The following is a 25,870-nucleotide window of genomic DNA, read 5'->3' as shown; positions in this document are numbered from 1 at the left end:
GGGTCGCCCCTACAACTTAGGTGTGCCGCAATGCGGCAACGCCGATAACAGGGGGAGTTATTTTGATCTTTGCCATTGACCCTGGTTCGGAAAAGACGGGGACTGCTGTCGTCGCCGATGACGGCAGCCTGGTCACGAAGGCCATCGTGCCGACGCCGGAACTGGGCGACTATTTGAGTCACGTTTATGAAAACTATCCTTTTTCCCATATCGTCATGGGCGATGGGACCAATCATAAAAAGCTGCAGCCCCTGGTCGAGCAGTGGATCGCCAGGAACCACGGGGATATCACTTTTTCCCTAACAGATGAAAAATTCACCACTGTCGAAGGGCGCAAGCTCTATTTTAAATATACCCCGCGCAAGGGCTGGCGCCGTTTCGTGCCACTGTCCTTCCAATATCCGCCAGAACCGGTCGATGACTTCGTCGCCTGGATCATCGGCCGCCGTTATTTAGCGAAACAACGAGGAGAAAAAATATGAAATACATCTTGCGTGCCCTGGGCCTGGCCTTTGGCGCTCTCATCTACACCATCGGCCTGGACGTCTTCCTGGTCCCGAACCACGTCATCGACGGCGGCGTCGTCGGCATTGCCCTCATGGCAGCGCAGGTGACAGGCATCAGTTTCAGTGTGTTCATCATCATCCTGAACATTCCTTTCTTTATCTTTGGCTATAAGAAGATAGGTGCCTTTTTCACTATATCTTCGCTCTTTTCCATCCTCTGCCTGTCCGGGTGGAGCACGTTCATCCATTACGAACGGGTCACGTCGGATCCTTTCTTGTCGACCATTTACGGCGGCATCATCATCGGCCTCGGCGTGGGCCTCATCATCCGCTGGGGCGGTTCCCTGGACGGGACGGAAGTCCTGGCCATCATCGCCGACAGGCGCACGCCTTTTTCCGTCGGCGAGACAATCATGTTCTTCAACCTCTTCATCCTGGGCAGTTCGGGCTTTGTCTTTTCCTGGGACAGTGCCATGTATTCCCTTGTGGCATACTTCATCGCCTATAAGATGATCGACGTCGTCACCAACGGCCTCGATGAAATGAAGGGCATGCTCATCGTCACGGGCAAGCACGAAGAAGTGGCCGACTGCCTGACCAGGGATATGGGCCGCGCCGTGACCCTCATCAACGGCGAAGGCGCTTACAAGCGGGAAAAGACGATGATTCTCTACTGCGTCGTGTCGCGCCTGGAGATCACCAAGATACGCGATGCCATCACCGGCGTCGACCCCAACGCTTTCGTATCGGTCTTCGATATCAGTGAAGCACATGGCGGCCTCTTCAAGCGGCATAAAATGCATGAATAAAAAGTCAAAAAAAGCTTGACATAATTGGCGAATCTGCTGTATTGACATACAGCTCATATTTGCTATTATATAAAATAATTGGGTTATAGCGTTAACCTGAAAAAATGACAACACAGGTGATAGAACACCTATTGGGAGGTATACAATGGCACAGTTAAATTTCAATATCGAAGACATTTGCGGCACTTTGTCGGAAAATAAAGACGGCTGGCGCAAAGAACTGACGTACATCAGCTGGAATAATCGGGCACCGAAATTCGACCTCCGCTCGTGGGATCCGGATTATCAGGCCATGACCAAAGGTATTACCATGACCAAGGAAGAACTGGAAAAACTGCGTGATGTATTGAACGAAATGGATTTCGATAAATACTAAGGAGTGATTAAGTATGCTTTCGGCAATTCAATGAGATGAATGAAAGCATACTTTTTTATTTTCCTTGCCAAATTTGCCAAAACATTATATAATCTCTAGTTGTATGTGCTGTTAGTACTTGGTAATAATTTCAAGGGTGAATGAAATGGTTCGTATAGCGAGAGATAAGCGACATGCTTTATTAAAGAAGCGGATTGAAGAAAATCCTTTTATAAACGATGAAGAATTGGCTGAAGAATTTTCCGTCAGCGTGGCTACTATCCGCTTGGACCGCATGGCCTTGGGAATCCCCGAAATGCGTATCCGCATCCGCCAGAAGGCAGAAGCGGCGCAGCCGAAACTGCGCAACGCCCCTGTCGTCGGGGAACTCGTAGACTGTATCATCGGCAAGAATGCCATTTCAATCATGACGGCAACAGACGATATGGTCGACGAAGCACACATCGTGCGTTCCCAGTGCCTGTATGCCCAGGCCAGTTCCCTGGCGCGGACGGTATTGAATCTTCCTGTCTGCATTACAGCCGTAGCCAATATTAAATATAAACAGCCCGTCACTGTAGGCGACAAACTGATCGCCAAGGCCGAAGTCATGCGCCAGCGCGACCAGAAATACTACGTATGGGTCACGATCCGGAAGATGCGAAAAGAAGTATTCCGGGCAAAATTTATCATAGAATCTTTGGAATAATGGAGCGGTAATAGAATGAAAATAGCTGTAGATGCTATGGGCGGTGATTACGCACCTGAAGAAATCGTCCTCGGTGCCGTAGAGGCCGTCAAAGCATATGATTTTGATGTCGTCCTGGTAGGTGACGAAAAGAAAATACGCGGCGTACTGAGCAAATATGGCGCCAAAGAAAGCGACCGCCTGTCCATCGTACACGCCAGCGAAGTCATCGAAATGGGCGAACATCCGGCTCAGGCCATCCGCCGCAAGAAAGACGCATCCATCGTCGTAGCGACGCGGCTGGTCAAAGACGGCCTCTGCGATGCTGTCGTCGCCGCTGGCAGCACTGGCGCCGCTGTGACGGCAGCCCTCTTCGGGCTGGGACGTATCAAAGGCATCGAACGGCCCTGTATCGCGACACCTATCCCGTCGAAGAAGGGCATTACGGTGCTCCTCGACTCCGGGGCCAATGCCAACAGCAAGCCGAAGCACCTCGTCGAAGGGGCCATCATGGGATACCATTATGCAAAATACATCCTGGGCGTCGAAAAGCCGACGGTCGGCCTGCTGAACATCGGCGAGGAAGCGTCGAAGGGCAACGAACTCTGCCAAAAGACGTATCCTATGCTGGAAAATTTGAAAACTATCTCTTTCTATGGTAACGTAGAAGGGAGAGATATACCGAAAGGCACGGTCGATGTCGTCGTCTGTGACGGCTTCGTCGGCAATGTCATCCTGAAATTTGGCGAAGGCATGGCCATGTTCATCATCCGCCTCGTCAGAGATACGATCAAACAAAGCGGCTTCATCGCCAAACTGGGGGCCTTAGCGGTCTACCCGGCCTTGAAATCGCTGAAGAAACGATTGGACTTCACCGAATACGGCGGCGCGCCGCTGCTCGGTGTCGATGGCAGCTTTATTATCTGTCATGGCAGTTCGAAAGCCAAGGCCATCAAGAACGCCGTCCGCGTTGCCGGTGAAATCGCCGAACAGGACGTCGTCGGCCATATTCGTAAAAGTATAGAGGAAGAAGAGGTAGAACAGTATGATAGTGAAAGCTAATTCAGCTGGTGTATTGGGTACCGGTCATTATGTACCGGATAAAATCGTGACCAATGCAGATATGGAAAAGCTCGTCGATACATCGGACGAATGGATTCAAGGTCGTACGGGTATCAAGACACGTCATTTTGCTGAAGACGGACTGAATACGTCGGACATGTGCACCCGTGCAGCCGAACAGGCCCTGGAAATGGCCCAGCTTACAGCCGAAGACCTGGATATGATCATCGTCTGCACGCTGACACCGGATATGACCATCCCTTCGACGGCCTGCATCGTTCAGAAGAACCTCGGCGCCAAGAACGCCGCTGTCTTTGACTTGTATGCTGCCTGCTCAGGCTTTGCCTATGGCGCCATTACGGCAGCACAATATATCGAAACGGGCATGTGCCGCCACGTCCTGGTCATCGGTGCTGAAATCCTCAGCCGTTTCCTGGACCTGACGGACCGCAACACGTGTGTCCTCTTTGGTGACGGTGCCGGTGCGGCCGTTTTCGGCCCCGTACCGGAAGGCTATGGCATCCTCGGTGCCGATATGGGTGCCGACGGCAACGGCGGCAAATACTTGAACATTCCGTCCAGCGGTGTCGCCATCCTACCGACCGATGAAGCGCGGGCCAAACACCTGACTTTCATCAAGATGGATGGCAAGGAAGTCTATAAATTCGCCGTCAAGGTCATGGGCCGTACAGCGGAACGGGCTTTGGAACGGGCCGGGCTGGATCATGAAGACATCGATCTCCTCATCCCGCATCAGGCCAATATCCGCATCATCAAATCGGCGGCTAAACGGCTCCACCTGCCGATGGAAAAGGTGTTCGTGAATATCGACAAATATGCCAATACGTCAGGCGCATCCATTCCGATTGCCATGGATGAAGCGAACCGCCAGGGCCGCATGAAGCGGGGCGATATCATCACCCTCGCTGGTTTTGGGGCCGGTCTGACGTGGGCTGGTTTAGTTATGAAGTGGTATTAATTATTACGAGAGGTGTGACTGATGATGAAAAAGGCATTTGTTTTTCCCGGCCAGGGTGCCCAGAAAGTTGGGATGGTCAAGGATTTATACGACGCATATCCCGTTGTCAAACAGCTTTTTGAAGAAGCCGACGACGCTTTGGGTTTCTCCCTGACCAAGCTCTGCTTTGAAGGTCCCGATGAAGAACTCATGAAGACCTATAATACACAGCCGGCTATCCTGACGGCCAGCACGGCCTGCTGCCGCGTCCTCGCCCAGGAAGGACTGACACCGGACATCGCTGCCGGCCACAGTCTCGGCGAATATTCGGCCCTCGTCGCTGCCGGCGCCCTGACCTTTGCTGACGCCGTCCGCACGGTCCGCCTCCGCGGCCAGTTCATGCAGGAAGCTGTACCCCTCGGTGAAGGCGGCATGGCCGCTATCCTCGGCCTGGCTGAAGATAAGATCAAAGACATCTGTGCTCAGATTTCGGCCCAAGGCGGCACGGTCCAGGCCGTCAACTTCAACTGCCCCGGCCAGATCGTCATCGCCGGCAGTACCAAAGCCGTCGAAGAAGCTGCCGCTGCCATGAAGGAAGCCGGTGCCAAACGGGCTATCCTCCTCCATGTCAGCGCTCCCTTCCACAGCACGCTCATGGAACCGGCTGCCAAACGGTTGGCCGAAGTGCTTGACGACATCACCATTTCCGATGCCAAGATCCCCGTTGTAGCCAACGTCAACGGCCAGATCGAAACATCGGCTGCCGATATCAAGGCCAACCTGGTCAAACAGGCTGCCAGCCCGGTCCTCTGGATCGACTGCACCAAGACCATGCAGGCTTTCGGTGCCGAAACCTTCGTCGAAGTCGGCCCGGGCAAGACCCTTTGCGGTTTTAACCGTAAAATCGACCGCAAAATCCACAGCGAAAATGTAGAAGATATTCCTTCCTTACAGAAAACGCTTGAATTTTTCCAGGAGGTTCGATAAAATGCACTTAACAGGGAAAACTGCTATCGTCACCGGCGGCTCCCGCGGCATCGGCCGCGCCGTAGCCATCGCCCTGGCTGAAGCCGGTGCCAGCGTCGCCATCATCTATGCTGGCAATACGAAGGCTGCTGAAGAAACGAAGCAGGCCATCGAAGAAAAAGGCGCTCAGGCTATGGTCATCCAGTGCGATGTCTCTGATGAAAAAGCCGTAGCCGACATGGTGAAGGCCGTCAAGAAAGAATTGGGCCGCGTCGATATCTTAGTCAATAATGCGGGCATCACCCGCGACGGACTGCTCATGATCATGAAAGAAGAAGACTGGCAGGCCGTCCTCAATACCAACCTCAATGGGGCGTTCCGCTGCACCAAGGCCGTATCGCGGCTGATGATGAAACAGCGCAGTGGTTCGATCATCAACATTACGTCTGTCGTCGGCGAAACGGGCAATGCCGGCCAGGCCAATTACGCCGCTGCCAAAGCCGGCCTCATTGGTTTCACCAAGTCCGTAGCCAAAGAACTGGCTTCGCGCAATATCCGCTGCAATGCCGTAGCACCGGGATGCATCGCCACGGATATGACGGCTGTCCTCGGTGAAGACGCCGTCGATGCCATGGTCAAGACCATTCCCATGGGCCGCGTCGCCCAGCCGGAAGAAGTGGCCAAGGCCGTCTTGTTCCTGGCATCGGACGATGCCAGCTATATTACCGGCCAGACCCTCAACGTAGACGGCGGCATGGTAATGTAATACAAAAAGCATACTCCACTGAAAGGGGGTGAATGGACGTGAGCGAACAGGATACTTTTGAAAAAGTTAAGAGCATTGTTGTTGAACAGTTAGGCGTTGACGAAAAAGAAGTCAAAATGGACGCTGCTTACATCGATGATTTAGGCGCTGATTCCTTGGACATTGTTGAACTTATCATGGCTTTCGAAGAAGAATTCAATATCGAAATCCCTGATGATGTGGCTGAAAAAATCAAAACTGTCAAAGATACAGTTGATTACATTGAAAAGGAAAAGAAAGCGTAAGTACGCAATAAGAGCCCGAAGGGGGAGGCATGTTGCATGTCTTCCCCTCCCGGTATCTTGAATGGAGGAAAACAGAGTGAAGCTGCCAGAATTAAGAATAGGTAAGCTCGTAGCAAAGGTGCCAATCATTCAGGGCGGCATGGCCATCCGTTTGTCCACAGCCCGGCTGGCTGCAGCCGTGGCCAATGAAGGCGGTATCGGCCTTATTGCGGCATCTGGCATGCCTTTTGACGAATTGCGATATGAAATTAAGTTAGCCAGAAAATTGTCTCCTCATGGAATCATAGGTATAAATGTAATGGTTGCAGCCCGTGAATTCAAGGGCATCGTGACCACTGCTATTGAAGAAGGAATCGATCTGGTTGTGGCAGGCGCAGGCTTTTCCCGGGACATGTTTGCCTGGGGCAAAGCATCGGGCACGCCTATTGTCCCTATTGTGTCTTCTGCCAAACTAGCTAAAATATCCCAATCCCTGGGTGCTTCGGCCGTCGTCGTCGAAGGAGCTGAAGCAGGCGGGCATTTGGGGACCAACCGTTCGAGCCGCCTCATCGTGCCGGAAGTCCGCGCTGCCGTTGACATCCCTGTCATCGGTGCCGGCGGGGTACTGCATGGTGAAGACATTGCGGAAATGCTCCGCCTCGGCGCCAATGGCGTCCAGATGGGCAGCCGCTTTGCTGCCAGCGTTGAATCGAATGGTTCTGAAGAATTGAAGAAAGTCTATCTCCGGGCCAATAAACCGGAAGACTTCATCCTCGTACACAGTCCTGTCGGCCTTCCCGGCCAGGCTATCCGCACGCCTTTCTCCGAACGGATCCTCCTGGGGACGGCACCGAAGCCGGAAACATGTGACCAGTGTCTCAAGAAGTGCAGTCATAAATACTGCATCATCCGGGCATTGACGCGGGCTCAGCAGGGCGATGTCGAAACAGGTCTGGTATTTTCCGGCAGGCGCATGATGGAAATCCACGACATCCTGCCGGTCAAGGATATATTTGCCAACATCAAACGGGAAATGGAAGCCATTCCCGACTGATAGTACGTTACTTTTTATAATGAGGTGAAAACTTTGGAAAAACGCGTAGTAATTACAGGGTTAGGTGTCATTTCTCCTGTTGGCATCGGTAAAGATGCTTTCTGGAATGCCCTGCTCAACGGCGAAAACGGCATCGGCCCCATTACCCACTTTGACGCAACCGAATATGCTGCCCGCATTGCCGGCGAAGTCAAAGATTTTAACCCCGCTGACTACGGCATCGACCGTAAAGAAGCTCGCCATATGGACCCGTCCACGCAGTTCTCCGTAGCTGCTGCCAAACTGGCTCTTGACGATTCCAAAATCAATCTGGATGAAGAAGACCGCGACCGCATCGGCACCATCATCGGTACGGGCATTGGCGGTATGGAAACGCTCCACAACTTGTACAAAGGCTTGTTCGCGAAAGGTCCGTCCCGCGTCAACCCCTTCGTCGTACCGAAGATGATCGCCAACATGGCATCGGGCCAGGTATCCATCTTCTTCGGCCTCCAGGGCCATTGTGCCAGCGTCGTCACGGCTTGTGCTACAGGCACGAACTCCATCGGCGCTGCTTACCGCATGATCCAGCGCGGCGAACTCGACGCCGCTGTTGCCGGTGGTACCGAAGCCGCTGTATCTCCCGGTGCCGTAGCTGGCTTTGCCGCTATGAAAGCTTTGAGCACGCGCAACGATGACCCGGCTCATGCATCGCGCCCCTTCGATAAAGACCGCGATGGTTTCGTCATGGGTGAAGGCGCCGGCGTCGTCTTCCTGGAAGAACTGGAACACGCTAAGAAACGCGGCGCTCACATTTACTGTGAAATCGGCGGTTATGGCAGCAATGCCGACGCTTATCACATCACGGCTCCGGCTCCGGAAGGCATCCAGCAGTCCAAATGCATGGCTCTGGCCGTCAAAGATGCCGGCCTCCAGCCGGAAGACGTCGATTACGTCAATGCTCACGGTACGTCGACGCACCTCAACGACCTCAACGAATCGAAGGCCATTGCCCGCGTCTTCGGCGACCATGCCAAAGACATGCTCATCAGCTCGACGAAATCCATGACCGGCCATCTCCTCGGCGCTGCCGGCGCTGTCGAAGCCATTGCCTGCGCCATGACCATCGAAACGGGCAAGGTCCATCCGACGATCAACCTCGTCGAACCGGAAGACGAATTGAAAGAACTGGGCCTCAATTATGTACCCAATAAAGCCGTAGAAGCTGACGTCAACGTCGCCATTTCCAACTCCTTCGGTTTCGGCGGCCATAATGCAACCCTGCTCTTCAAGAAGTACGCTGAATAATAAAGAAGACTGACCTGATGGATACCGAACGAAAACAACAGTTAGAACAATTCATACAGGTTCTGGGCCTCAAGGAATTCCACAATCTCCTCATTTTGGATCAGGCCCTGACCCATTCATCCTATGCCAATGAAAACAAGGCCAGCCACGGCTATTATAACGAACGCCTGGAATTTTTGGGCGATGCCATCCTGGACCTGGTCGTAGGTGAATATCTATTCCTTCATTATCCCAACATGCCCGAAGGGGAACTGTCCAAGGCCCGGGCTAGTGTCGTCAGCGAAACGCCGCTGGCTTCGGTCTGTGCCAAGTTCCACATGGGGGACTATATCCTCCTGGGCAAGGGGGAACTGGCTACGGGGGGACGCACGCGGCCGAGCATCATGGCCGACGCCTTTGAAGCCGTCGTCGGTGCGATTTATATTGACAGTTCCTATGAAGAAGCCCGTAAATTCATCCTTCACCAGCTCAAGGGCTACCTGGACCTGGTCAAGAGCGGCCATTATGAAAAAGACTATAAGACCCTCTTCCAGGAATACGTCCAGCAAAAGGGCCCGCAGCACATCGAATACGAACTGTGCCGCAGCGAAGGACCGGACCACGACAAGACCTTCTACATGGAAGTCAAAGTCAACGGCAAAGTCCTGGGCGAAGGATCGGGAAAAACAAAAAAAGACGCCGAACAACATGCAGCCCATACAGCGCTCATGGATTTGAAAGGCGAAGGTTTTTGAGCAGTTAGCAGTTAGCCGTTAGTAGTTAGTGTCTGGTTTGGCTAACCCCTAACCCCTAACCCCTAACCCCTAGCCGCTAACACCTTGAAAGGCTTGTCGTCATACGACAAGCCTTTTTTCATTCCACGGGAGGCATCATGCAAACGTCTATCATCCCTATTTTCATTCCCCATATCGGCTGTCCCCACCGCTGTGTCTTCTGTAATCAGTGGCAGATTACGGGACATCAGGGCCTGCCGTCGCCCGATGAGGTGCGCTGTCTCATTGCGTCCTATACGGCGTCGGCCCGGACGCCGCGCCACTGGGAAGTGGCTTTCTACGGCGGCAGTTTCACGGCCATGCCCGGGGAGGTACAGGAAGGCCTTCTGCAGCCGGCTTACGAAGCCTTGGAGGCCGGTACGATTGCCGCCATCCGCTGTTCGACCCGGCCGGACTGCATTACGCCGGAGATATTGCAGCGCCTGCAGCAGTACGGCATGACCTGCGTCGAACTGGGCGTCCAGTCCATGGACGATACCGTCCTTGAGCAGGCCCGGCGGGGCCATACGGCAGGGGATGTCGTGGCGGCGACGGCTCTCCTGCGGCAGTACGGCTTCACCGTCGGCCATCAGCTCATGCCCGGCCTGCCCGGCGAAGACTGGCCGAGCCTGGTCCGGACGACAGCGGCTATCTGCCGGCTCCAGCCGGACCTGACCCGCATCTATCCCGTCGCCGTCCTCGCCGGGACGGACCTGGCCGACAGCTGGCGGGCCGGCCGCTATCAGCCCTTGACCATCCATGAAGGCGTCGTCCGGGCGGCCTACATGAAGCAGCACTTCCTGGAACAGGGCATAAATTGCATCCGGACGGGCCTGCAAGCCACGGAAGACCTCGACGACTACACGCAGGTCCTGGCCGGGGCCTACACGCCGGCTATGGGCGAATTAGTCGATACTCGCCGCTATGGTCGGCAGCTCCTTTCCTTCCTCCGCAGCCTGCCCGATGAACCGGCAATCACCATCAGCTATAACCGGCGCGATACGTCCCGCGTCCGGGGCTATCGCAACGTTACCGTCAAGACGGCCCGCTGGAGCCTGCCTCAGCACCTGACCTGGCATCAGGATGAGGTACCTCTTGGTCATATCCGTGTCTGTCAGGGCCGGACTGTGTATGACCTCGATGTGAATAGCAAAACCGGGCCTACTATGATATAATAAGATGGTACGCATGATTTTCGCATCCAACCTTTGAAGATAAATACAACATTGGAGGAAATAGAATGGCAAGAGTAAAAATCACAGAAACGGTCCTTCGCGACGGCCACCAGTCCATTGCGGCCACGCGTATGCGCCTGCGCCAGATGCTGCCGGTCCTGGAAGCGATGGATGAAGTCGGCTATAATGCCCTGGAATGTTGGGGCGGCGCTACCTTTGATACGTGTATGCGCTTCCTCGACGAAGACCCGTGGGAACGCCTGCGGACCATCAAGAAGCACGTCAAGAAGACGCCCTTGCAGATGTTGTTCCGCGGCCAGAATATCTTAGGCTACCGCCATTATGCCGACGACGTCGTCTACGAATTCGTCAACCGCGCCGTCGATAACGGTATCGACATCATCCGCGTCTTCGACGCCCTCAACGACCCGCGCAACCTGGAATCGTCCATCAAGGCGGCGAAAGACACGAAGTCCGTCCACGTCCAGGGCGCCCTGGTCTATACCATCAGTCCTATCCATACGATGGAATCGTTCACCAAGGTCGCCAAGGAACTGCAGGACATGGGCGTCGACTCCATCTGCATCAAGGATATGTCCGGCCTGCTGTCGCCGTATGACGCATACAACCTGATCCGCATGCTCAAGAAGCACTTGTCCGTGCCTATTGAACTGCACACGCACTGTACGTGCGGCCTCGGTGAGATGACCTATATGAAGGCCATCGAAGCCGGTGTCGACATCATCGACACGGCCTTGTCGCCATTCGGAGAAATCACCAGCCAGCCGGCGACGGAATCGATGGTCATGGCTCTGCAGCACAGCATCTATGATACGGACATCGACGTCGACCGCCTGTGGTCCATCGTCGACCACTTCAAGCATGTCCGCAAAGAACTGGAAGACGAATTCAAATTGACCATGCCCAACCAGATCAATCCGGCTGTCCGCAAATATCAGATTCCCGGCGGCATGCTGACCAACCTCTATAACCAGCTAAAAGCCCAGGGCGCCGAAGACCGCTTCGACGAAGTCCTGGCCGAAATGCCCAACGTCCGCCGCGACCTCGGCTATCCGCCGCTGGTTACGCCGACCAGCCAGATCACCGGCTCGGCAGCAGCCCTCAACGTCCTCTATGGCCGCTATAAGATCGTCACCAACGAAGTCCGCGACATCGTCCGCGGGAAATACGGCCGCGTCCCCGGTAAGATCGATGAAAAGTTCCGCAAAATGTGCATCGGCGACGAACCGGTCATCACCCACCGCCCGGCCGACGACTTGGAACCGGAACTGGAAAAATCGAAGAAAGCCCTGGCTGATGAAGGATTCCCCGATGCCAGCCCGGAAGACGTTTTGAGCTATACCCTGTTCCCAGAAGTAGCCCTGCCGTTTTTCCGTAAAAGAGATAACAAATAGACTATTGACAAGTCCTGTCGAATCAGTTAAAATAGAAAAGTCGACGGGACGTGGCGCAGCTTGGTAGCGCGCTTCCTTGGGGTGGAAGAGGTCGCGAGTTCAAATCTCGCCGTTCCGACCAAGACAAAAAAGGGTTTGTCGTTATGCGACAAATCCTTTTTGTTGTCAGTAGCTAGCAGTTAGTTGTTAGCGGATGGCTTTAAATTTAAGGGCTTTTTCTGCAAACGACAAACTCTGTGCTACAAACTGTAGAGTAAAAGGGACTGCGCATGATGACATAATCTTCGTGCGACAGCCCCTTTTTTGTCATTGTAGGGGCTCGCACGTGGGGAGCCCGTTCCGGAATTTGGATGATTCTTCTGACAGACTAGTTGGGAAAAATCACACATATCCTGAAGCGGGCCGCCCTTTGGGACGGCCACTACGAAATGCTAACCACTAGCCACTAACCACTAACCACTAACCACTTCTCACGGTTGCTTTTTCGGCCATTTCTGATAGAATGATGATAAATAGTATAGTATATATCCGTTTGTCATCCGCTTATTTTCTGTCAGAGGAGGTTTTCATCATGGGTTACATTTTAAAGAAAGACCAGCAGGACCTGGTCAATTTGGCTAAAGATTTTGCTGAAAAGAAAGTCGCTCCTTTTGTTCATGAATTGGATCAGGCTAAGGAACCGGGCCAGAAGTTACTGGACATCTATCAGGAAGCCGTCGACATGGGCTTCTGCGGCCTGGAAATCCCGGAAGAATACGGCGGCCTGGGCCAGGATTATTATACCGTTGCCGCTGTCTATGAAGAACTGGCAAAAGTCGACGCCGGTGTCGCTACGGCTATTGCCGCTTCCGGCCTGGGCCTGAAACCGATACTCCAGCACGGCACGGATGCCCAGAAGAAGCTCTATGCCGAATACCTGACCGGTGAAAAGGGCAGCGGTTTCTGCGCTTTCTGCCTGACCGAAGCCAATGCCGGCTCCGATGCGGCAGCCGGGACGACAGTCGCTGTCAAACAGGGCGATGAATACGTATTGAACGGCACGAAATGCTTCATCACCAACGGCGGCGTCGCTTCGGTCTACACGGTCTTTGCCATTACCGACAAGACAAAGGGCGTCAAAGGCATTTCGGCTTTCATCGTCGAACGGGACCGCCCAGGCGTTTCTGTCGGCAAGGAAGAAGATAAGATGGGCATCCGCCTGTCCAACACGACGGAAGTCATTTTCCAGGACGTCCATATCCCGGCTGACCACCTCATCGGTCAGGAAGGGAAGGGCTTCATCTATGCCATGCAGACCCTGGACCTGGCCCGGCCTATGGTCGCATCCCTGGCCGTCGGCATTGCCCAGCGGGCTATTGACGAATCGGTCAAATACGCCAAACAACGCGTCACCTTCGGCAAACCGATTATCAAGCACGAAGTCATCGCCTTTAAACTGGCTGACATGGACATGAAGACCGAAGTCGCCCGTGCGGCAATCATCAACTTCCTCAACACCTACTATGCCGTACCGAAACGGAACTATACCCGCGAAGCTGCCATTGCCAAATGCTTTGCCGGTGACATGGCCGTCCAGGTCGCATTGGAAGCTGTTCAGATCCTTGGCGGCTTCGGTTACAGCCGGGAATATCCGGTAGAAAAACTCGTCCGCGATGCCAAGATCATGCAGATTTACGAAGGCACTAACGAAGTTCAGCGCATGGTCATTGCCGGCTTCGTGGCGAATAAATAACACTCATCAATGAAGGGGGAACCAATTCATGAGGGATTTGAACATTATACGTTCTAAAAAAGGTTTTATCAGTGATATGGACGGTGTTATCTACCAAGGCAGCACCTTGATTCCGGGGGTAAAGGATTTTGTGAACTGGCTCCAGAAAGAAAAGAAGCAGTTTCTGTTCCTTACCAATTCTAGTGAACGGACCCCGCTGGAACTTCGCAAAAAGCTTCAGTCTATGGGACTGGATGTCGAGGAAAGTCATTTTTATACGAGCGCCCTGGCGACGGCTCATTTCCTGAAAACCCAGGCTCCAGGCTGTTCGGCTTACATCATCGGAGCCCATGGCCTGATCAATGCTCTGTATGAAGTTGGTATTCCTTTCAATGATGTCAATCCGGAATACGTAGTCGTCGGCGAAACGACAGGCTATAATTATGAAATGATCATCAAGGCAACCGAGCTGATCAACAAAGGGGCCAAGCTTATTGGCACCAATGGCGATATGACCAGTCCTAGTGACCGGGGCGTTATCCCGGCCTGCCGGGCCTTGATTGCACCGATTGAACTGGCTACGGGGAAGAAAGCTTACTTCATCGGCAAGCCGAATCCATTAATGATGCGCACGGGCTTGAAAAAGCTGGGCGTCCATTCCGAAGAAGCCGTCATGATTGGCGACCGGATGGATACGGACATCATCGGTGGGGTAGAATCAGGTATGGAAACAGTCTTGGTCATGAGCGGTGTCTCTAATCGGGAAAATATCCAGCAGTTCTCTTACCAGCCCCATTATATCCTGGACCGGATCGGTGATTTAGTGCCGAAAAAAGCAAAAGCTTAATTAAAAAAGGACTACGCACGAAGGTTTCTCTGCCATCATGCGTGGTCCCTTTTGTCTTATAGTTTGTAGTACGGAGTTTATAGTTTGTAGAAGATGGTTTTAAATTTAAAAGCCTTCACTAAAAACTACAAACTGAAAACTTAAAGCTCAAAAAGAGGCTGTCTTAATGCGACAGCCTCTTTTTGGCATACCCGCACATCTGCCAGGCAATATTTCCGATGATGATGCCCAGGATGGCGCCGGTCAGGACGTCGCTGGGGAAGTGCATGAACAGGTATATACGGGAAAAGGCGACGACACAGGCCAGGCCGTAGGCCGCTATGCCCAGGCGCCGGCAGGACCGGAATAAGACCGTGGCCCCGGCAAAGAAGAAGAACGAATGGCCTGACGGAAAAGAGTAGCTGATCGGGTACTTCAGCGTATCCAGCGTCGGCGCACCGGGGATGACCAGATACGGCCGGATACGCATGACGAAGTGCTTGATGGCCACATCGCCGACGAGGATGGCCAGGATGACGGCGACGATGATGGTAAGCGTGACCCAGCGGCTCCGCCGTTTCCAAAGGCCGGCGGCCGCCAGGATGGCCCAGAGCCAAAGCGTATTGATCACCGTCGTGAAATAAGTGATGAAAGCATCCATGTGCGGCCCGGCCAGGCGATGCAGCCCAAAGAGGATGTGAATATCCGTCGTCGTAATCCATTCCATAGTAAGACTCCTTTCGTAGAAACAAAAGCCAGTATATCATGAATTTTATGATTAGAAAAATATATATATCATAGATTATCCATATGTAAAAAATATATCTGTAAAATCGTTGTAAAACAAAACAGAAAGCATTGAGAAAGCCACATGTCGGGAATATAATAATAGATATGAAGAAAATTCATGATATTGAGGTGATTACATTGGAACAGGAAATATATACATCGACGAACGAACTCTACGACGTCCTCTGCCAGCTCCGGCGCGACGTCCTTTCTCGGGGCGACGCCTTATTCCAGCACTGGCTGCCGCAGATACAGCGGACGCGCTTCGTCTATAGCGCCTGGAATATGGCCTTTTACTTAGCCCTGCGCTGCCATGACCTGCGGAAAATCCAGCGCTCCCTTCTGCCATTGGGCCTGTCCTCCCTGGGACGCGGCGAAGCCCGGGCGATTACCAATCTGGATGCCGTCATGGCCTCCCTCGGCCGGATTTGCCATGAACCGGCGGATAAACTCATTCCTTATCCCCAGACGAAGCGCTTCTTCTACGGCGATACGCTCCTGGCCTATAACACAGGGCGGATTTTTGGTACGGCCAAGACGGGGACGCGTATCATGGTGACCCTGCCGACAGAAGCCGCCGAAGATGGCGGGACCCTGATCCGCAACCTCGTCGCCGCCGGCATGGACTGCGCCCGCATCAACTGCGCCCACGATTCCCGCGAAGTCTGGGATGCCATGATTTCCTACATCCGCCAGGCCGAAGCCGAAACGGGGCATCACTGCAAAGTCTACATGGACCTGGCCGGTCCGAAGGTCCGCATTGCCTCAGTCCTGCTGCGCTATGGCGAAGCCAAGGTCATGCCGGGAGAACAAGTCTTCCTCGTATCCGGCGCCATTTCATCGTATCCTTCAGATTATACGGGAAATATCGTCTTGTCGTGCAGCATCCCGGAAGTCTTTGAAAACCTTCAGAGCGGCCAGCCCGTCCTCATCGACGATGGGAAAATCCGGGCCGTCGTCGAAAGCCTGACCGAAAAGGGGGCCTACCTGAAGATTACCTACACCAAGCCGAAAGGCGGGAAAATCAAGAACCAGAAGAGCCTGAACTTCCCGCAGACGCCGATGAACCTGTCGCCTTTGACGGAAAAGGACAAAGAAGACCTGGGCTTCGTCGTTCAACATGCCGATGCCATCGGCTATTCCTTCGTGAAGTCCGCAGCCGACGTGGCCCTCTTGCAGAAAGAATTGAAGAAACGCTGCGGCAAATCGTTCCATCACCTGGCCCTGGTCGCCAAAATCGAAAATAAAGAAGCCGTAGACCACTTGCCGGACATCATCATCCAGGCCGCATCCCGTCAGCCCCTGGGCATCATGATCGCCCGCGGTGACCTGGCCGTCGAAGTCGGATATCGGCGCCTGGCTGAGGTCCAGGAAGAAATCATGTGGGTCTGCGAAGCGGCGCACATCCCCGTCATCTGGGCCACGCAGGTCCTGGAAAACCTGGTCAAGACAGGCCTGCCGTCACGGGCGGAAATCACTGACGCCGCCATGGGCGAACGGGCGGAATGTGTCATGCTCAATAAAGGCCCGTACATCGTCGAAGCCGTCACCGTCCTGACCAACATCCTCCAGCGCATGGAACAGCACCAATACAAAAAAACATCCCAGCTGCGGGCCCTTCATATTGCCGAACACGTCTTTGAAGAACTGTGAGGTGTTGTAAATACAACAGTTTTCCGCTCTTTTCTATGATATAGTAAAGCCAGAGAGAAAAGGGATGCTCATCCATGTGAAAGGAGCGTGGAAACTATGAAAGCACTGGTATTGTATTCCTCACAGACAGGTAGAGTCAAAAAATTAGCCGAAGCCATCCGTTCGGTCCTGCCGAAAGATACGGACTTCCTGCCCATGGAACAAGCCCCGGAAAACTTTGACGATTACGATATCGTCTTTGCCGGCGTCTGGTTCCTGAACCTGAAATTAGATAACGTCTCCCAAGCCGTCCTGCCGCGGCTCAAAGCCGGAAAAGTCGCCCTCTTTGCCATCATGCACCGCGACCTCTTCTCCGACGACATCTCGAAGAACCTGCGCAGCGCCGTCGAACTCCTGCCCAGCGGCGTATGGGTCGCCAGGACCCACGTTAATTACGTGGCCGAAGCCATGGCTAAGACACCTTTGGGAGAAAATGAATTGATCGACGTAGAATCGGTCAAAGACTTTGCCGAAAACACCTATTACCGTACTCAAACAGATAAGGTTGCCTGATTCGTTTACCAGAATCCCACTCCGGTAACATAGTCAGATGCAAAGGGACCGTTGCATAGTACTTTTACTGCCATGCGCGGTCCCTTTTCCTTAAAGAGCCCTTGACAACAATCCATAACCCATGCTATAATACTTTTCGTACCAAACACATGGGGGTATAGCTCAGCTGGGAGAGCGCTTGCATGGCATGCAAGAGGTCAGGAGTTCGATCCTCCTTATCTCCACCATAAAGAATACGATAACCACGCGGTTTATGAGCCGCGTGGTTATTTTTTATTTTACCATAATGTGAATTGTATAGCTAATAGTATAGCTTTTGCAAAAAACAGCGAAAATCATCTCATGCGGAGATGTATTTTCGCTGTTTTTTTTTGTCATTGTTCTTTAGATACCATAATATTAAATACCGGAATTTGTTGGTCTATAGGCGCTAATTTTTTAACATAAAAAATAGAATACAACAAAGAATAACATTTTAGATATGACGATTCATCAAGGGAAGTCAATAGTTTGGCTCGGGCAGTTTCACCAATAAGCAGAGCACGTTTGCCTTCGGATTTATTCTCTGATTGTGGTCTTAAAATAAGCGGTAAATACTCTGATAATTCTAAAACATTAGGATCATCTTCAACTATATATTTTAAATATCGTGAAAGAAAAATAATATCGGCCCTTAATGCCAACGAATACGTTTTTTTTCTAAGAGTCAAATCGACATAGTCTTCTGGCAAGGATAATAAATTTTGATAAGGAAGAATTTCAACTGATTTTTTTTCTATATTAGCATATATAGGAAAGAGATTTTTTTCTTCATAAGATATAATTTCTTCGCGATATGGTTTGTTAACCCGCCCTACAAGCCATTCCAAATCAATGGCAAAAAACTCAGCGAGTCCCGTTAAAGGGATAAAACCTGGATTATTTTTAGCATTTTCTAGTCTACTTATTGAACCCTTTCCAGGTGAACCTATAAGTGGGCCAAGTGTATTACTTTTTAATTTATGGGTCAAACGAAGTAACTTTAACCTTTTGGAAAAAATCGCAGAATTCATCCAATCCCTCCTTGATAGATGATTATTATCATCTTGTAATATAATTACAGATGATAATTCTCAACAAAAATTATGGAATTATTACTGTTAATACATTATATCACACAAAGGAGGAAACGTACTATGACTAAAAACGAATCAAACAAACGGCTGTACTATACCGTTGATGAGCTTTATCAGCTCCTAACTGGGTGCGTGAGTAAGCAAAGCATCTACTACCAGATTAAAACAGGCAAGATTCCGGCAAAACGCTTTGGCGAAAAACCCCTGATTCCGGCGTCCTATGTCGAAGACTTTCTTTACGGGCCCATCAAGGTGAGCCGTAATGGCTAATCGAGCAAAGGGAACTGGAACCATTATCCACGACAAAAAGCGGAACCGCTGGATTTTTCAGTTTTGGCAGACCATGTCAGACGGCAAAAAGCATCGCCGAGCCATCGCGGCCAAGACGAGAGCAACGCTGGAACAACGCATCGCCAAACTGGACATTACTGTCGCCCCAGATATCACGCTGCGAGAATGGATTCAGAAATGGCTGGCCGTGTACGTTGATAATGTAGTAAAAGACAACACCATTGTTTATTACCGGCGAATGTTGGCCTATGTCCCAAAGGGAATGCAAAAAAGGCCGCTGGCGACGCTGACACCTCTGATGTGTCAATCAATGCTCATGGACTTACTAGACCATGGCCGGCAGAATGGCGGACCGCTGTCAACAAGCACTGTCCGTAGCATCCGCAGTACACTAATCACTTGCCTTGATTCGGCGAAAGATGCCGGTCTCCTAAAAACTAATCCGGCCAAGGCAACAAAGCCGCCAAGGCTCATCCGAAAAGAGAAGGTGTTCCTCTCCCCAGCGCAAGCACAAAGGCTCCTGGCCGTCGCCGAAAAGGGAACGTACTATATTGACAAAACGACCGCTGATCCGGGCCAGCTCTATTTGCTAAAATGTTATGCGGTTCTCATACGATTGGCGTTGGTCACCGGAATGCGTCGAGGTGAGCTCCTCGGTCTTACTTGGCCCTGCATAGGTACCGATACAATCAGCATCCGCCACCAAGAGCAGTACAGCTCGAACAAGGGCTACTACTTGGGGACGCCAAAGACCCGAACGTCGATACGTACTATCAGTCTGGATTACACGACAATGCAAGTGCTCAATGACTGGCATCACTATCAGAAAGCATATGCAAGCCTACTAGGGAACCAGTTCCGGAACCCCAACCGGCTCGTTCTGACCAATGCCTTTGGGACTTTCGTCCATCCAGACAATTTTCGATGTCGTCACTGGGCGGCTATGTGTAGGGCCGCGGACCTGCCGAAGGGCAGTACTCTTCATTCCTTGCGCCACACGGCAGCGACGTTGATGCTCCAAGCTGGCGTCGATATCAAGACCTGTGCCCAGCGCTTAGGTCATGCCAATGCGACGATGCTGCTCAAGGTCTATGCCCATGTTCTGAATGAAAATGATGCCAAGGCCGCCGACAAGTTAGCTGATCTGGTCACTGGTCCAAAAAATAAAAAATCGGACTGTGCTGGCACACAATCCGATAAGTGAAACAACGATTAATCCCCCTTGAAGTTATGGATATATATCGTTTGTTCACATCTTAGCATAGATTTAACATAATATCAATGAAAAGGTTGTGAATAATTATGGAAGAACCTATCACAAAAATGAGCGAAATGCCACCGGAATACTCGATGATGCCTCGCAATCGGAAAGATCAGAAACTCCTCAAAACAATGAAGTACCTAAATGAGCTGGATTTGCCAGCCGCTGTCCAGTCTCCCTCTCCCGAAACGCTTGCCGTCTTGCGCGAAGCGCCTTTGTCCGATGCCGGTAATGCCGAACGATTTTTGGCTTTGTATCATGACCAGTACCTGTATGCTGGCCGTGACTGGTATCAATGGACTGGGGCCTATTGGACACAAATCGAGGCAATGCTCCTGTATGAGCCCATCACTTGCACTGTGCGCTATGCTCGTGGGCTGTACGAGATGCAGGGGCGAGACGACAAAGAAATAAGGCAAATCATTCATTCGTTGCTCGTAGCTGAAAACCAGCCCAGATTACAAGCCGTTAGTCGACTGGCAGCGGCTAAAGTATACAAACCTATTAACGCTCTTGATCAAGATCCATGGCTGTTGGCCACCCCTAACGGAACTATCAATCTTCGGGATGGCTCCTTGCATGAGCCCGACCCCAAAGACCGTATTACGCACATCAGCGCTGCTATTTATGATGAGACTGCCGATGATGGCCTTTGGTCGAGTTTCTTGAAAGATGTTTTCTCGGATAAAGACATCCGTCACTGGATTCAAAAATTCTTCGGCTATGCAGCCACAGGGTTGACCAGTGAACACAAATTTTTGATTTTGCTTGGCGAGGGCCGCAACGGAAAAAGTACCTTTATCAATGCAATCGCAGCGGCATTGGGAAGCTATTGCTTTACCATGGATCCGGCTGTATTGTTGGACACACGGGCCGATACTGATGGTTCCAAGCCGACGCCATATTTGGCTAAACTGCGAGGGATTCGCTTGGCAGTTGCCAGCGAAACAAGAAAGGGACGGGTCTTTAATGATGCGCTCATCAAAAATATCACCTCCGATGACCGTATCACAGCCCGTACCCTGCATCGTGACCCCATTGAGTTTTGGCCGACCCACACATTAGTACTTATGACAAATTACGCTCCTGAGGTAACTGATACGGAAGATAAAGGGATGAGGGCCCGTATGGTCATCGTCCCGTGTGACTCTGTGCCCCAAAAAATAGACCGGGACTTGCCGGAAAAACTGAGGCAACCTGAGACGCAGTCGGCGATCCTTAACTGGTTAATTCAAGGGGGCAAGGACTATCAGGCTGAGGGGCTTGAGCCACTTCCTGCTGCGATATCACAAGCTTTAGATCGATATTACGGTATGAATGATCTTCTATCTCAATTTATTGAGGAAAAATGTGTTGTACAAACTGGGAAATCTGTGTTGGCTACTGATTTCATTGACTTTTACAATGATTGGCGCAGTGCAAATGGTTGTTTTGAAATAAAAAGGAAAACCATAATCGAAAGTATGCAACGAAAGGGGTATGGCTACAGCCGCAAACACCTAGGGTGGTCTTTCCAAGGCATTGGTTTGGAATATCAAGCCAATGCCGAATAATGTCGCCGAAAGGATGAGATTATCACCATATCTATGAAAATGTCACTGCTTTGTCACGCCATTTTTGGCTTAGCCATCAGGAGTTTTCCCATAGGCGTGACAATCGTGACATTCTACTGGTAATTACTTCTATAGAAGATTATAAAAGATTATATATATATTGAATATGATTGAAGAAAAAAGTCACAGATGTCACGGACAGCGGGATAATGGCATATTGAAGCCGTTTGCGGCAGTCTGCGGTATGTCACAAAAAGTGACAATGTGACTTTTTTGATAAGATAGATGTCAATGTACTGAAAGTGAGTGATTATTAATGCCAACTAAACGTCGGGGCCGTAAACCCCAAAATATATCCGAAGATGATAAACGCCGTCCCTGTACGATCCGAGCTTCCAAAGCTGAATACGAAGTAATCAAGGTATTCGTTAAGTTTCTCCGCAAGGATATGGAAAAATGTTGTATTTTTCTGGGGATACCGCAGGCTGCAAATACCGTATGCCCACCATCTCCACCTGCCCCTGAGCCTTGCACAGTAAAAGAGAGTGCTGATGTTAGCTCGACACTGACACTGGAACAGCAAGACGCCTTCGCCGCCATGGCAGATGGGCATAATGTTTTTTTGAGTGGCGGTGCTGGGACCGGGAAAACCTACGTCTTAGAGCACTTTATCCAATATGCCCAGGACGAAGGAAAAACTGTATTACGGATGGCACCAACGGGCATTGCGGCGCGTATCATCAAGGGAACAACCATCCATCGAGCCATCCATGCCCCTACTACCGTCATCGGTCCGGATAATTTTCAGCTTGCCAGCTATGCTCATCAAATGGGCAAGAAAGTGTATGAGGTAATCGCCCGAACCGACATCCTCATTGTCGATGAAATATCCATGTGTCGAAGCGACCTCTTTGCCTACCTGGCAAAAATCATCTTGGCCGAAGATCAGCTCCATGTTCCCTTCCGCTTTGATGCCAAAGAGGAAGATACGCAAAAAGATAAGAAACTCACCCCAATAAGGCACCATATACAGCTTATACTTTGTGGTGACTTCGCTCAGTTACCGCCTATCATCGGTAAAGACAGTCGAGAAGTCTGGCGACGCTGCTATCCTGAAAATGAGGCTGGCTGGCCTTTTCTGACGGCCCAATGGGATGCACTCAAGCTAAAAATATTCGATTTGAAAAAGGTAATACGTCAAGCGGATCCTGCCTTCGCGGAAGCCTTAAACTTAATTCGGCGCGGCAATCCAGCCGGTATCCAGTATATTAACGAGAACAGTTCCAAAATGCCGCAACCAAACTGTATGACCGTTTGCACAAAAAACAGCGAGGTCGACCGGATTAACAAGGAACACTACTCACAGCTGGACACGCAATACCAAAAAACGTATCGGCTTGAAGAAGAAGGGGATGTAACCGATGACGATAAGCGGAATATCCCCGGTCGTTTAAAACTCACACCGGGAGCTCGCATCCTGTTCTTAGCAAACGATACTGAGGAAAATCCACCTCGATACTCCAACGGGTCTTTCGGCACTGTGACGGCCACCAAAATGGACTCTGTCATGGTTGAGCTGGACAGCGGCTCTGAGATTGAAGTAAAACGCAAAATCTGGCAAGTAACCCGTCCGGTCTTGATTGAAGACGAAGATACGGGTGAAAAAAGGGTAGAAGAAAAAGTGGTGGGGAAGTTTTCCCAAATTCCCGTAATGCTCGGCTGGGCCATCACCATTCACAAGAGTCAAGGGCAATCATATGACGCCATGAACGTCGATCCTGCGAATATATTTGCGCCTGGCCAGTTGTACGTGGCCTTATCTCGTTGTAAAGATGTGCACAAAATGCACTTATCACGTCCCCTCGTCCCATCCGATGTACTAATATCCGATGCCGTAAAGCGTTTCTACGGTTGGATTGAACAAGAGGTTGATCCAAAAAAGAAAGGAGAATAAATGTATGACACCGACTCAGAAAGACTTTCTCACGGTTTTCCATTCTCTGTGCCGACTACACGGTGTAATACGTCTTCATCATTCCATTTGCGATTGGAATGACGGAGAAATACTCTCAATTAAAATGGTGGCGTCAAATCACTGGATTGTCACATACGCCTCCGGAACGTATTACCATTATGACCTCTGGGACGCCACGTGGTACTGATTCTTACCCCACGCCGGTAATGGCATCAACGTTTTTTCTGTTCCCCGGCCTGTTCTATGGCCATCGGTCGTCGGCAGTCCGGGGATTTCGTTGTATCTTTTTCTGGCGGCGTGGGGGTATTTTGGCAAGTTCCCTATTTGGCCAGCCACCGGCTGGTCAAACAGAACTTGCGAGGGGCGCTGCCCCTTCGAACCCCGGCCCCAAATGCAAAATAAGGAGGTTTCCCCAATGGCTAAAGGTAAGCGGACCCGGCCTTATGGCCTGTCCATTCGCATGACTGCCGAAGAAAGGAAGGCAGTCCAAAAACGAATCAAAGAATCGGGAAGGTCGCAAAGAGATTTCGTTCTTCACGCTCTTTTATCGATACCTATTATCAATAATTATGGATTGCAATCCCTGCTTCCAGAAATCCGGCGCATTGGCAACAACCTGAATCAGATGGCCCGCAGCTGTAACCAGGGAAAGCATCCAGCGTATGTTGAAATCGTCGCTATGCGGAAGGAGCTGAGTCAGCTATGGCAATCATTAAGGCAGCTCAATCAGGAGCATCTTTGAAGCGTATTATTAATTACGTAACACAGCCCAAGAAGACGGAAGAGCATTTAATGGCCGGCATTGATTGCGACCCACAAAACGCCTATGACGACATGATGCTGACGAAAGAACTGTTCCATAAGACGAACGGTCGGCAGTACAAGCATTTCATCTATTCGTTCCCGCCAGGGGAAGCCATTACGCCAGAGCAGGTGCTGGAAAACGCACAGCGTCTCGTGACGGAAACGCCGGCACTGCAAGGCTATCAGGCCCTCATCGCTGTGCACCAGGACCGGAAGCATATCCACGCCCATATTGTCGTCAATTCCGTCCATACTGAAACGGGGTATAAGCTGCAATGGTCCAAGCAGGACCTGGCGGAGCTGAAAGAACGCTGTAATACCCTATCGCAGGCCCAGGGACTCTCAGTGCCCGAAAAAGGGCCGGATATCACCGCTTGGAATATGCCCAAGCAGCAAGCCTTGTCAAAGGCCTTAGCAGGCCAATATCAAAGTTATTACCTCGAGATGGCCGATGCCATCTCAACATGTCAAAGCCAATCCGTAAGCCGGACAGACTTCGTCCGGCTGATGGATGAAAAGGGGATCCAGGTCACTTGGACAGACAAGCGGAAGCACATTACTTTTGCTGATGCCGAAGGACATAAGGTAAGAGATAGTAATTTTGAAAAGACTTTGAAAATCCCCTGCTCCAAAGACTCTTTGGAAGCCCATTTCGCTGAAAACGCAAAGAATGTCCAAGCCTTGAAGAAGTTGCAAGAAGAATCAGCTAAAACTGAAAAGGCGTCGTTCTGGAAATCACTTACGCAATCCATTACGCAGACCGTTGCTTCCTGGCGAAAACAGCACCAAGAAGCGGCAACCCAGGAAGCCCTACAGATTGCTGCTCAAACCTCTATTACGACCGGAAAGGAGGTGACCTCGCATGAAATACCAACCACCGTCCGCACAAGCGGAAGAATCAGCCCGTCAACGCCTGATTGCGGAACTCCAGAACAAGGTAGAAAGACAAACAGCCGAGATTCAGGAACTGGAGAAAGAGAAGCAACAGCTTCGTCAGGAGAAAGACGAACTGAATCACGACCTGGAGCTCATCAGCGAAAGCACTATCTCTCTTCAACGAGAAATAACGCAAAGAAAAGCCGAGACCAAGGCATGGAAAGATAGATATAACCGGATCCGTCAAGGGAAAGGATTTTCCATGCGCTGGAGCTTCCTCTTGACAGGCTTGCTGCTTTACAGTCTTGGGATGACAGCCTATTTCATCCCCACTACCCAGACCTTCCAATCTATATGGGCCTTCATGAAATCCATGACGCTCACTGATTATGTATTGGCTGGCGTAAT

The 25,870-nt window shown here is 51.3% G+C and carries 26 protein-coding genes and 2 tRNA genes; 26 read left to right on the top strand and 2 right to left on the bottom strand.

The genetic code is table 11. From position 1 onward, the window contains the following. Positions 1-62: 62 nt before the first annotated feature. The 17 genes from ACFCTO_RS07470 to ACFCTO_RS07390 all read left to right on the top strand — a co-directional run bounded on the left by ACFCTO_RS07470 (position 63) and on the right by ACFCTO_RS07390 (position 14,614). Complete coding sequence (locus ACFCTO_RS07470) at positions 63-482, top strand: RuvC family protein (RefSeq protein ID WP_303147556.1); 420 nt, start codon at positions 63-65, stop codon at positions 480-482. Continuing rightward, a complete protein-coding gene (locus ACFCTO_RS07465; RefSeq protein WP_292260696.1) occupies positions 479-1,315 on the top strand; it encodes a YitT family protein in 837 nt (278 codons plus the stop codon). The genes ACFCTO_RS07470 and ACFCTO_RS07465 overlap by 4 nt, the downstream gene beginning before the upstream one ends. A 145-nt stretch (positions 1,316-1,460) precedes the next feature. Then, complete coding sequence (locus ACFCTO_RS07460) at positions 1,461-1,691, top strand: YdbC family protein (protein WP_014015045.1); 231 nt, start codon at positions 1,461-1,463, stop codon at positions 1,689-1,691. 145 nt (positions 1,692-1,836) lie between these two features. After that, positions 1,837-2,379, top strand: coding sequence for a transcription factor FapR (gene fapR / locus ACFCTO_RS07455; protein WP_036200866.1), 543 nt, complete (start codon positions 1,837-1,839; stop codon positions 2,377-2,379). Positions 2,380-2,394: 15 nt separating this feature from the next. Further along, positions 2,395-3,420, top strand: a complete 1,026-nt coding sequence (plsX, locus tag ACFCTO_RS07450; protein ID WP_292301068.1) for a phosphate acyltransferase PlsX — start codon at positions 2,395-2,397, stop codon at positions 3,418-3,420. Continuing rightward, a complete protein-coding gene (locus ACFCTO_RS07445; protein ID WP_302485042.1) occupies positions 3,404-4,399 on the top strand; it encodes a beta-ketoacyl-ACP synthase III in 996 nt (331 codons plus the stop codon). Before plsX ends, ACFCTO_RS07445 begins: the two co-directional genes overlap by 17 nt. 24 nt (positions 4,400-4,423) lie before the next feature. Further along, entirely contained in the window at positions 4,424-5,365 is a 942-nt protein-coding gene (gene fabD / locus ACFCTO_RS07440; protein WP_292260698.1) for an ACP S-malonyltransferase, read from the top strand. A gap of 1 nt (position 5,366) precedes the next feature. Then, positions 5,367-6,110: a 3-oxoacyl-[acyl-carrier-protein] reductase gene (fabG, locus tag ACFCTO_RS07435; RefSeq protein ID WP_499876651.1), complete on the top strand. Its 744-nt coding sequence runs from the start codon at positions 5,367-5,369 to the stop codon at positions 6,108-6,110. 38 nt (positions 6,111-6,148) lie between these two features. Continuing rightward, the gene (locus ACFCTO_RS07430; RefSeq protein WP_014015039.1) at positions 6,149-6,394 is read left to right on the top strand and encodes an acyl carrier protein; all 246 of its coding nucleotides are present in this window, start codon (positions 6,149-6,151) and stop codon (positions 6,392-6,394) included. A gap of 76 nt (positions 6,395-6,470) precedes the next feature. Beyond that, positions 6,471-7,427: an NAD(P)H-dependent flavin oxidoreductase gene (locus tag ACFCTO_RS07425; protein WP_499876650.1), complete on the top strand. Its 957-nt coding sequence runs from the start codon at positions 6,471-6,473 to the stop codon at positions 7,425-7,427. Between the two features lie 33 nt (positions 7,428-7,460). Then, positions 7,461-8,714 (top strand): beta-ketoacyl-ACP synthase II, encoded by a 1,254-nt coding sequence (gene fabF, locus ACFCTO_RS07420; RefSeq protein ID WP_020310750.1) that lies wholly within the window; start codon positions 7,461-7,463, stop codon positions 8,712-8,714. Between the two features lie 17 nt (positions 8,715-8,731). After that, positions 8,732-9,448, top strand: coding sequence for a ribonuclease III (rnc, locus tag ACFCTO_RS07415; protein WP_020310749.1), 717 nt, complete (start codon positions 8,732-8,734; stop codon positions 9,446-9,448). 137 nt (positions 9,449-9,585) lie between these two features. Beyond that, positions 9,586-10,641: an elongator complex protein 3 gene (locus ACFCTO_RS07410; protein WP_499876649.1), complete on the top strand. Its 1,056-nt coding sequence runs from the start codon at positions 9,586-9,588 to the stop codon at positions 10,639-10,641. Between the two features lie 65 nt (positions 10,642-10,706). After that, entirely contained in the window at positions 10,707-12,056 is a 1,350-nt protein-coding gene (locus ACFCTO_RS07405; RefSeq protein ID WP_302491186.1) for a pyruvate carboxylase subunit B, read from the top strand. 44 nt (positions 12,057-12,100) lie between these two features. Further along, a tRNA-Pro gene (locus ACFCTO_RS07400) sits at positions 12,101-12,177 on the top strand. A gap of 450 nt (positions 12,178-12,627) precedes the next feature. Then, on the top strand, positions 12,628-13,788 hold the full coding sequence (locus ACFCTO_RS07395; RefSeq protein ID WP_499876648.1) for an acyl-CoA dehydrogenase family protein: 1,161 nt from the start codon (positions 12,628-12,630) through the stop codon (positions 13,786-13,788). A gap of 28 nt (positions 13,789-13,816) precedes the next feature. Beyond that, positions 13,817-14,614: an HAD-IIA family hydrolase gene (locus ACFCTO_RS07390; RefSeq protein ID WP_020310745.1), complete on the top strand. Its 798-nt coding sequence runs from the start codon at positions 13,817-13,819 to the stop codon at positions 14,612-14,614. A 163-nt stretch (positions 14,615-14,777) separates the two neighbouring features. Here the strand turns inward: ACFCTO_RS07390 and ACFCTO_RS07385 are convergent, their stop codons facing one another. After that, on the bottom strand, positions 14,778-15,320 hold the full coding sequence (locus tag ACFCTO_RS07385) for a phosphatase PAP2 family protein (protein WP_292281279.1): 543 nt from the start codon (positions 15,318-15,320) through the stop codon (positions 14,778-14,780). 167 nt (positions 15,321-15,487) lie between these two features. Here ACFCTO_RS07385 and ACFCTO_RS07380 point away from each other — a divergent pair, with 167 nt between their 5' ends. The 3 genes from ACFCTO_RS07380 (at position 15,488) to ACFCTO_RS07370 (ending at position 17,814) form a co-directional block, all read left to right on the top strand. Then, the gene (locus ACFCTO_RS07380; RefSeq protein WP_499876647.1) at positions 15,488-17,035 is read left to right on the top strand and encodes a pyruvate kinase; all 1,548 of its coding nucleotides are present in this window, start codon (positions 15,488-15,490) and stop codon (positions 17,033-17,035) included. 96 nt (positions 17,036-17,131) lie between these two features. Next, the gene (locus tag ACFCTO_RS07375) at positions 17,132-17,587 is read left to right on the top strand and encodes a flavodoxin family protein (RefSeq protein ID WP_499876646.1); all 456 of its coding nucleotides are present in this window, start codon (positions 17,132-17,134) and stop codon (positions 17,585-17,587) included. A gap of 151 nt (positions 17,588-17,738) precedes the next feature. Then, positions 17,739-17,814, top strand: a tRNA-Ala gene (locus ACFCTO_RS07370). A 147-nt stretch (positions 17,815-17,961) separates the two neighbouring features. Here the strand turns inward: ACFCTO_RS07370 and ACFCTO_RS07365 are convergent. Continuing rightward, positions 17,962-18,639: a helix-turn-helix domain-containing protein gene (locus ACFCTO_RS07365; protein ID WP_499876645.1), complete on the bottom strand. Its 678-nt coding sequence runs from the start codon at positions 18,637-18,639 to the stop codon at positions 17,962-17,964. A 123-nt stretch (positions 18,640-18,762) separates the two neighbouring features. On the opposite strand from ACFCTO_RS07365, the gene ACFCTO_RS07360 reads away from it, so the two are divergent. The 6 genes from ACFCTO_RS07360 (at position 18,763) to ACFCTO_RS07335 (ending at position 25,690) form a co-directional block, all read left to right on the top strand. Then, positions 18,763-18,972, top strand: coding sequence for a helix-turn-helix domain-containing protein (locus ACFCTO_RS07360; protein WP_169013876.1), 210 nt, complete (start codon positions 18,763-18,765; stop codon positions 18,970-18,972). Further along, positions 18,965-20,197, top strand: coding sequence for a tyrosine-type recombinase/integrase (locus ACFCTO_RS07355; protein ID WP_499876644.1), 1,233 nt, complete (start codon positions 18,965-18,967; stop codon positions 20,195-20,197). Before ACFCTO_RS07360 ends, ACFCTO_RS07355 begins: the two co-directional genes overlap by 8 nt. Before the next feature lie 98 nt (positions 20,198-20,295). After that, complete coding sequence (locus ACFCTO_RS07350; RefSeq protein ID WP_499876643.1) at positions 20,296-21,807, top strand: DNA primase family protein; 1,512 nt, start codon at positions 20,296-20,298, stop codon at positions 21,805-21,807. A gap of 316 nt (positions 21,808-22,123) precedes the next feature. Further along, complete coding sequence (locus tag ACFCTO_RS07345) at positions 22,124-23,761, top strand: ATP-dependent DNA helicase (RefSeq protein ID WP_499876642.1); 1,638 nt, start codon at positions 22,124-22,126, stop codon at positions 23,759-23,761. Between the two features lie 436 nt (positions 23,762-24,197). Beyond that, positions 24,198-24,524 (top strand): MobC family plasmid mobilization relaxosome protein, encoded by a 327-nt coding sequence (locus ACFCTO_RS07340; RefSeq protein ID WP_298587919.1) that lies wholly within the window; start codon positions 24,198-24,200, stop codon positions 24,522-24,524. Beyond that, entirely contained in the window at positions 24,485-25,690 is a 1,206-nt protein-coding gene (locus tag ACFCTO_RS07335; protein WP_499876641.1) for a relaxase/mobilization nuclease domain-containing protein, read from the top strand. Before ACFCTO_RS07340 ends, ACFCTO_RS07335 begins: the two co-directional genes overlap by 40 nt. The last annotated feature ends 180 nt before the right edge of the window (positions 25,691-25,870 follow it).

Origin of the sequence: Megasphaera indica, from assembly GCF_046614755.1 — a bacterium.
GTDB lineage: Bacteria > Bacillota > Negativicutes > Veillonellales > Megasphaeraceae > Megasphaera > Megasphaera intestinihominis.
This window is presented reverse-complemented; position numbering and strand designations above follow the sequence as displayed.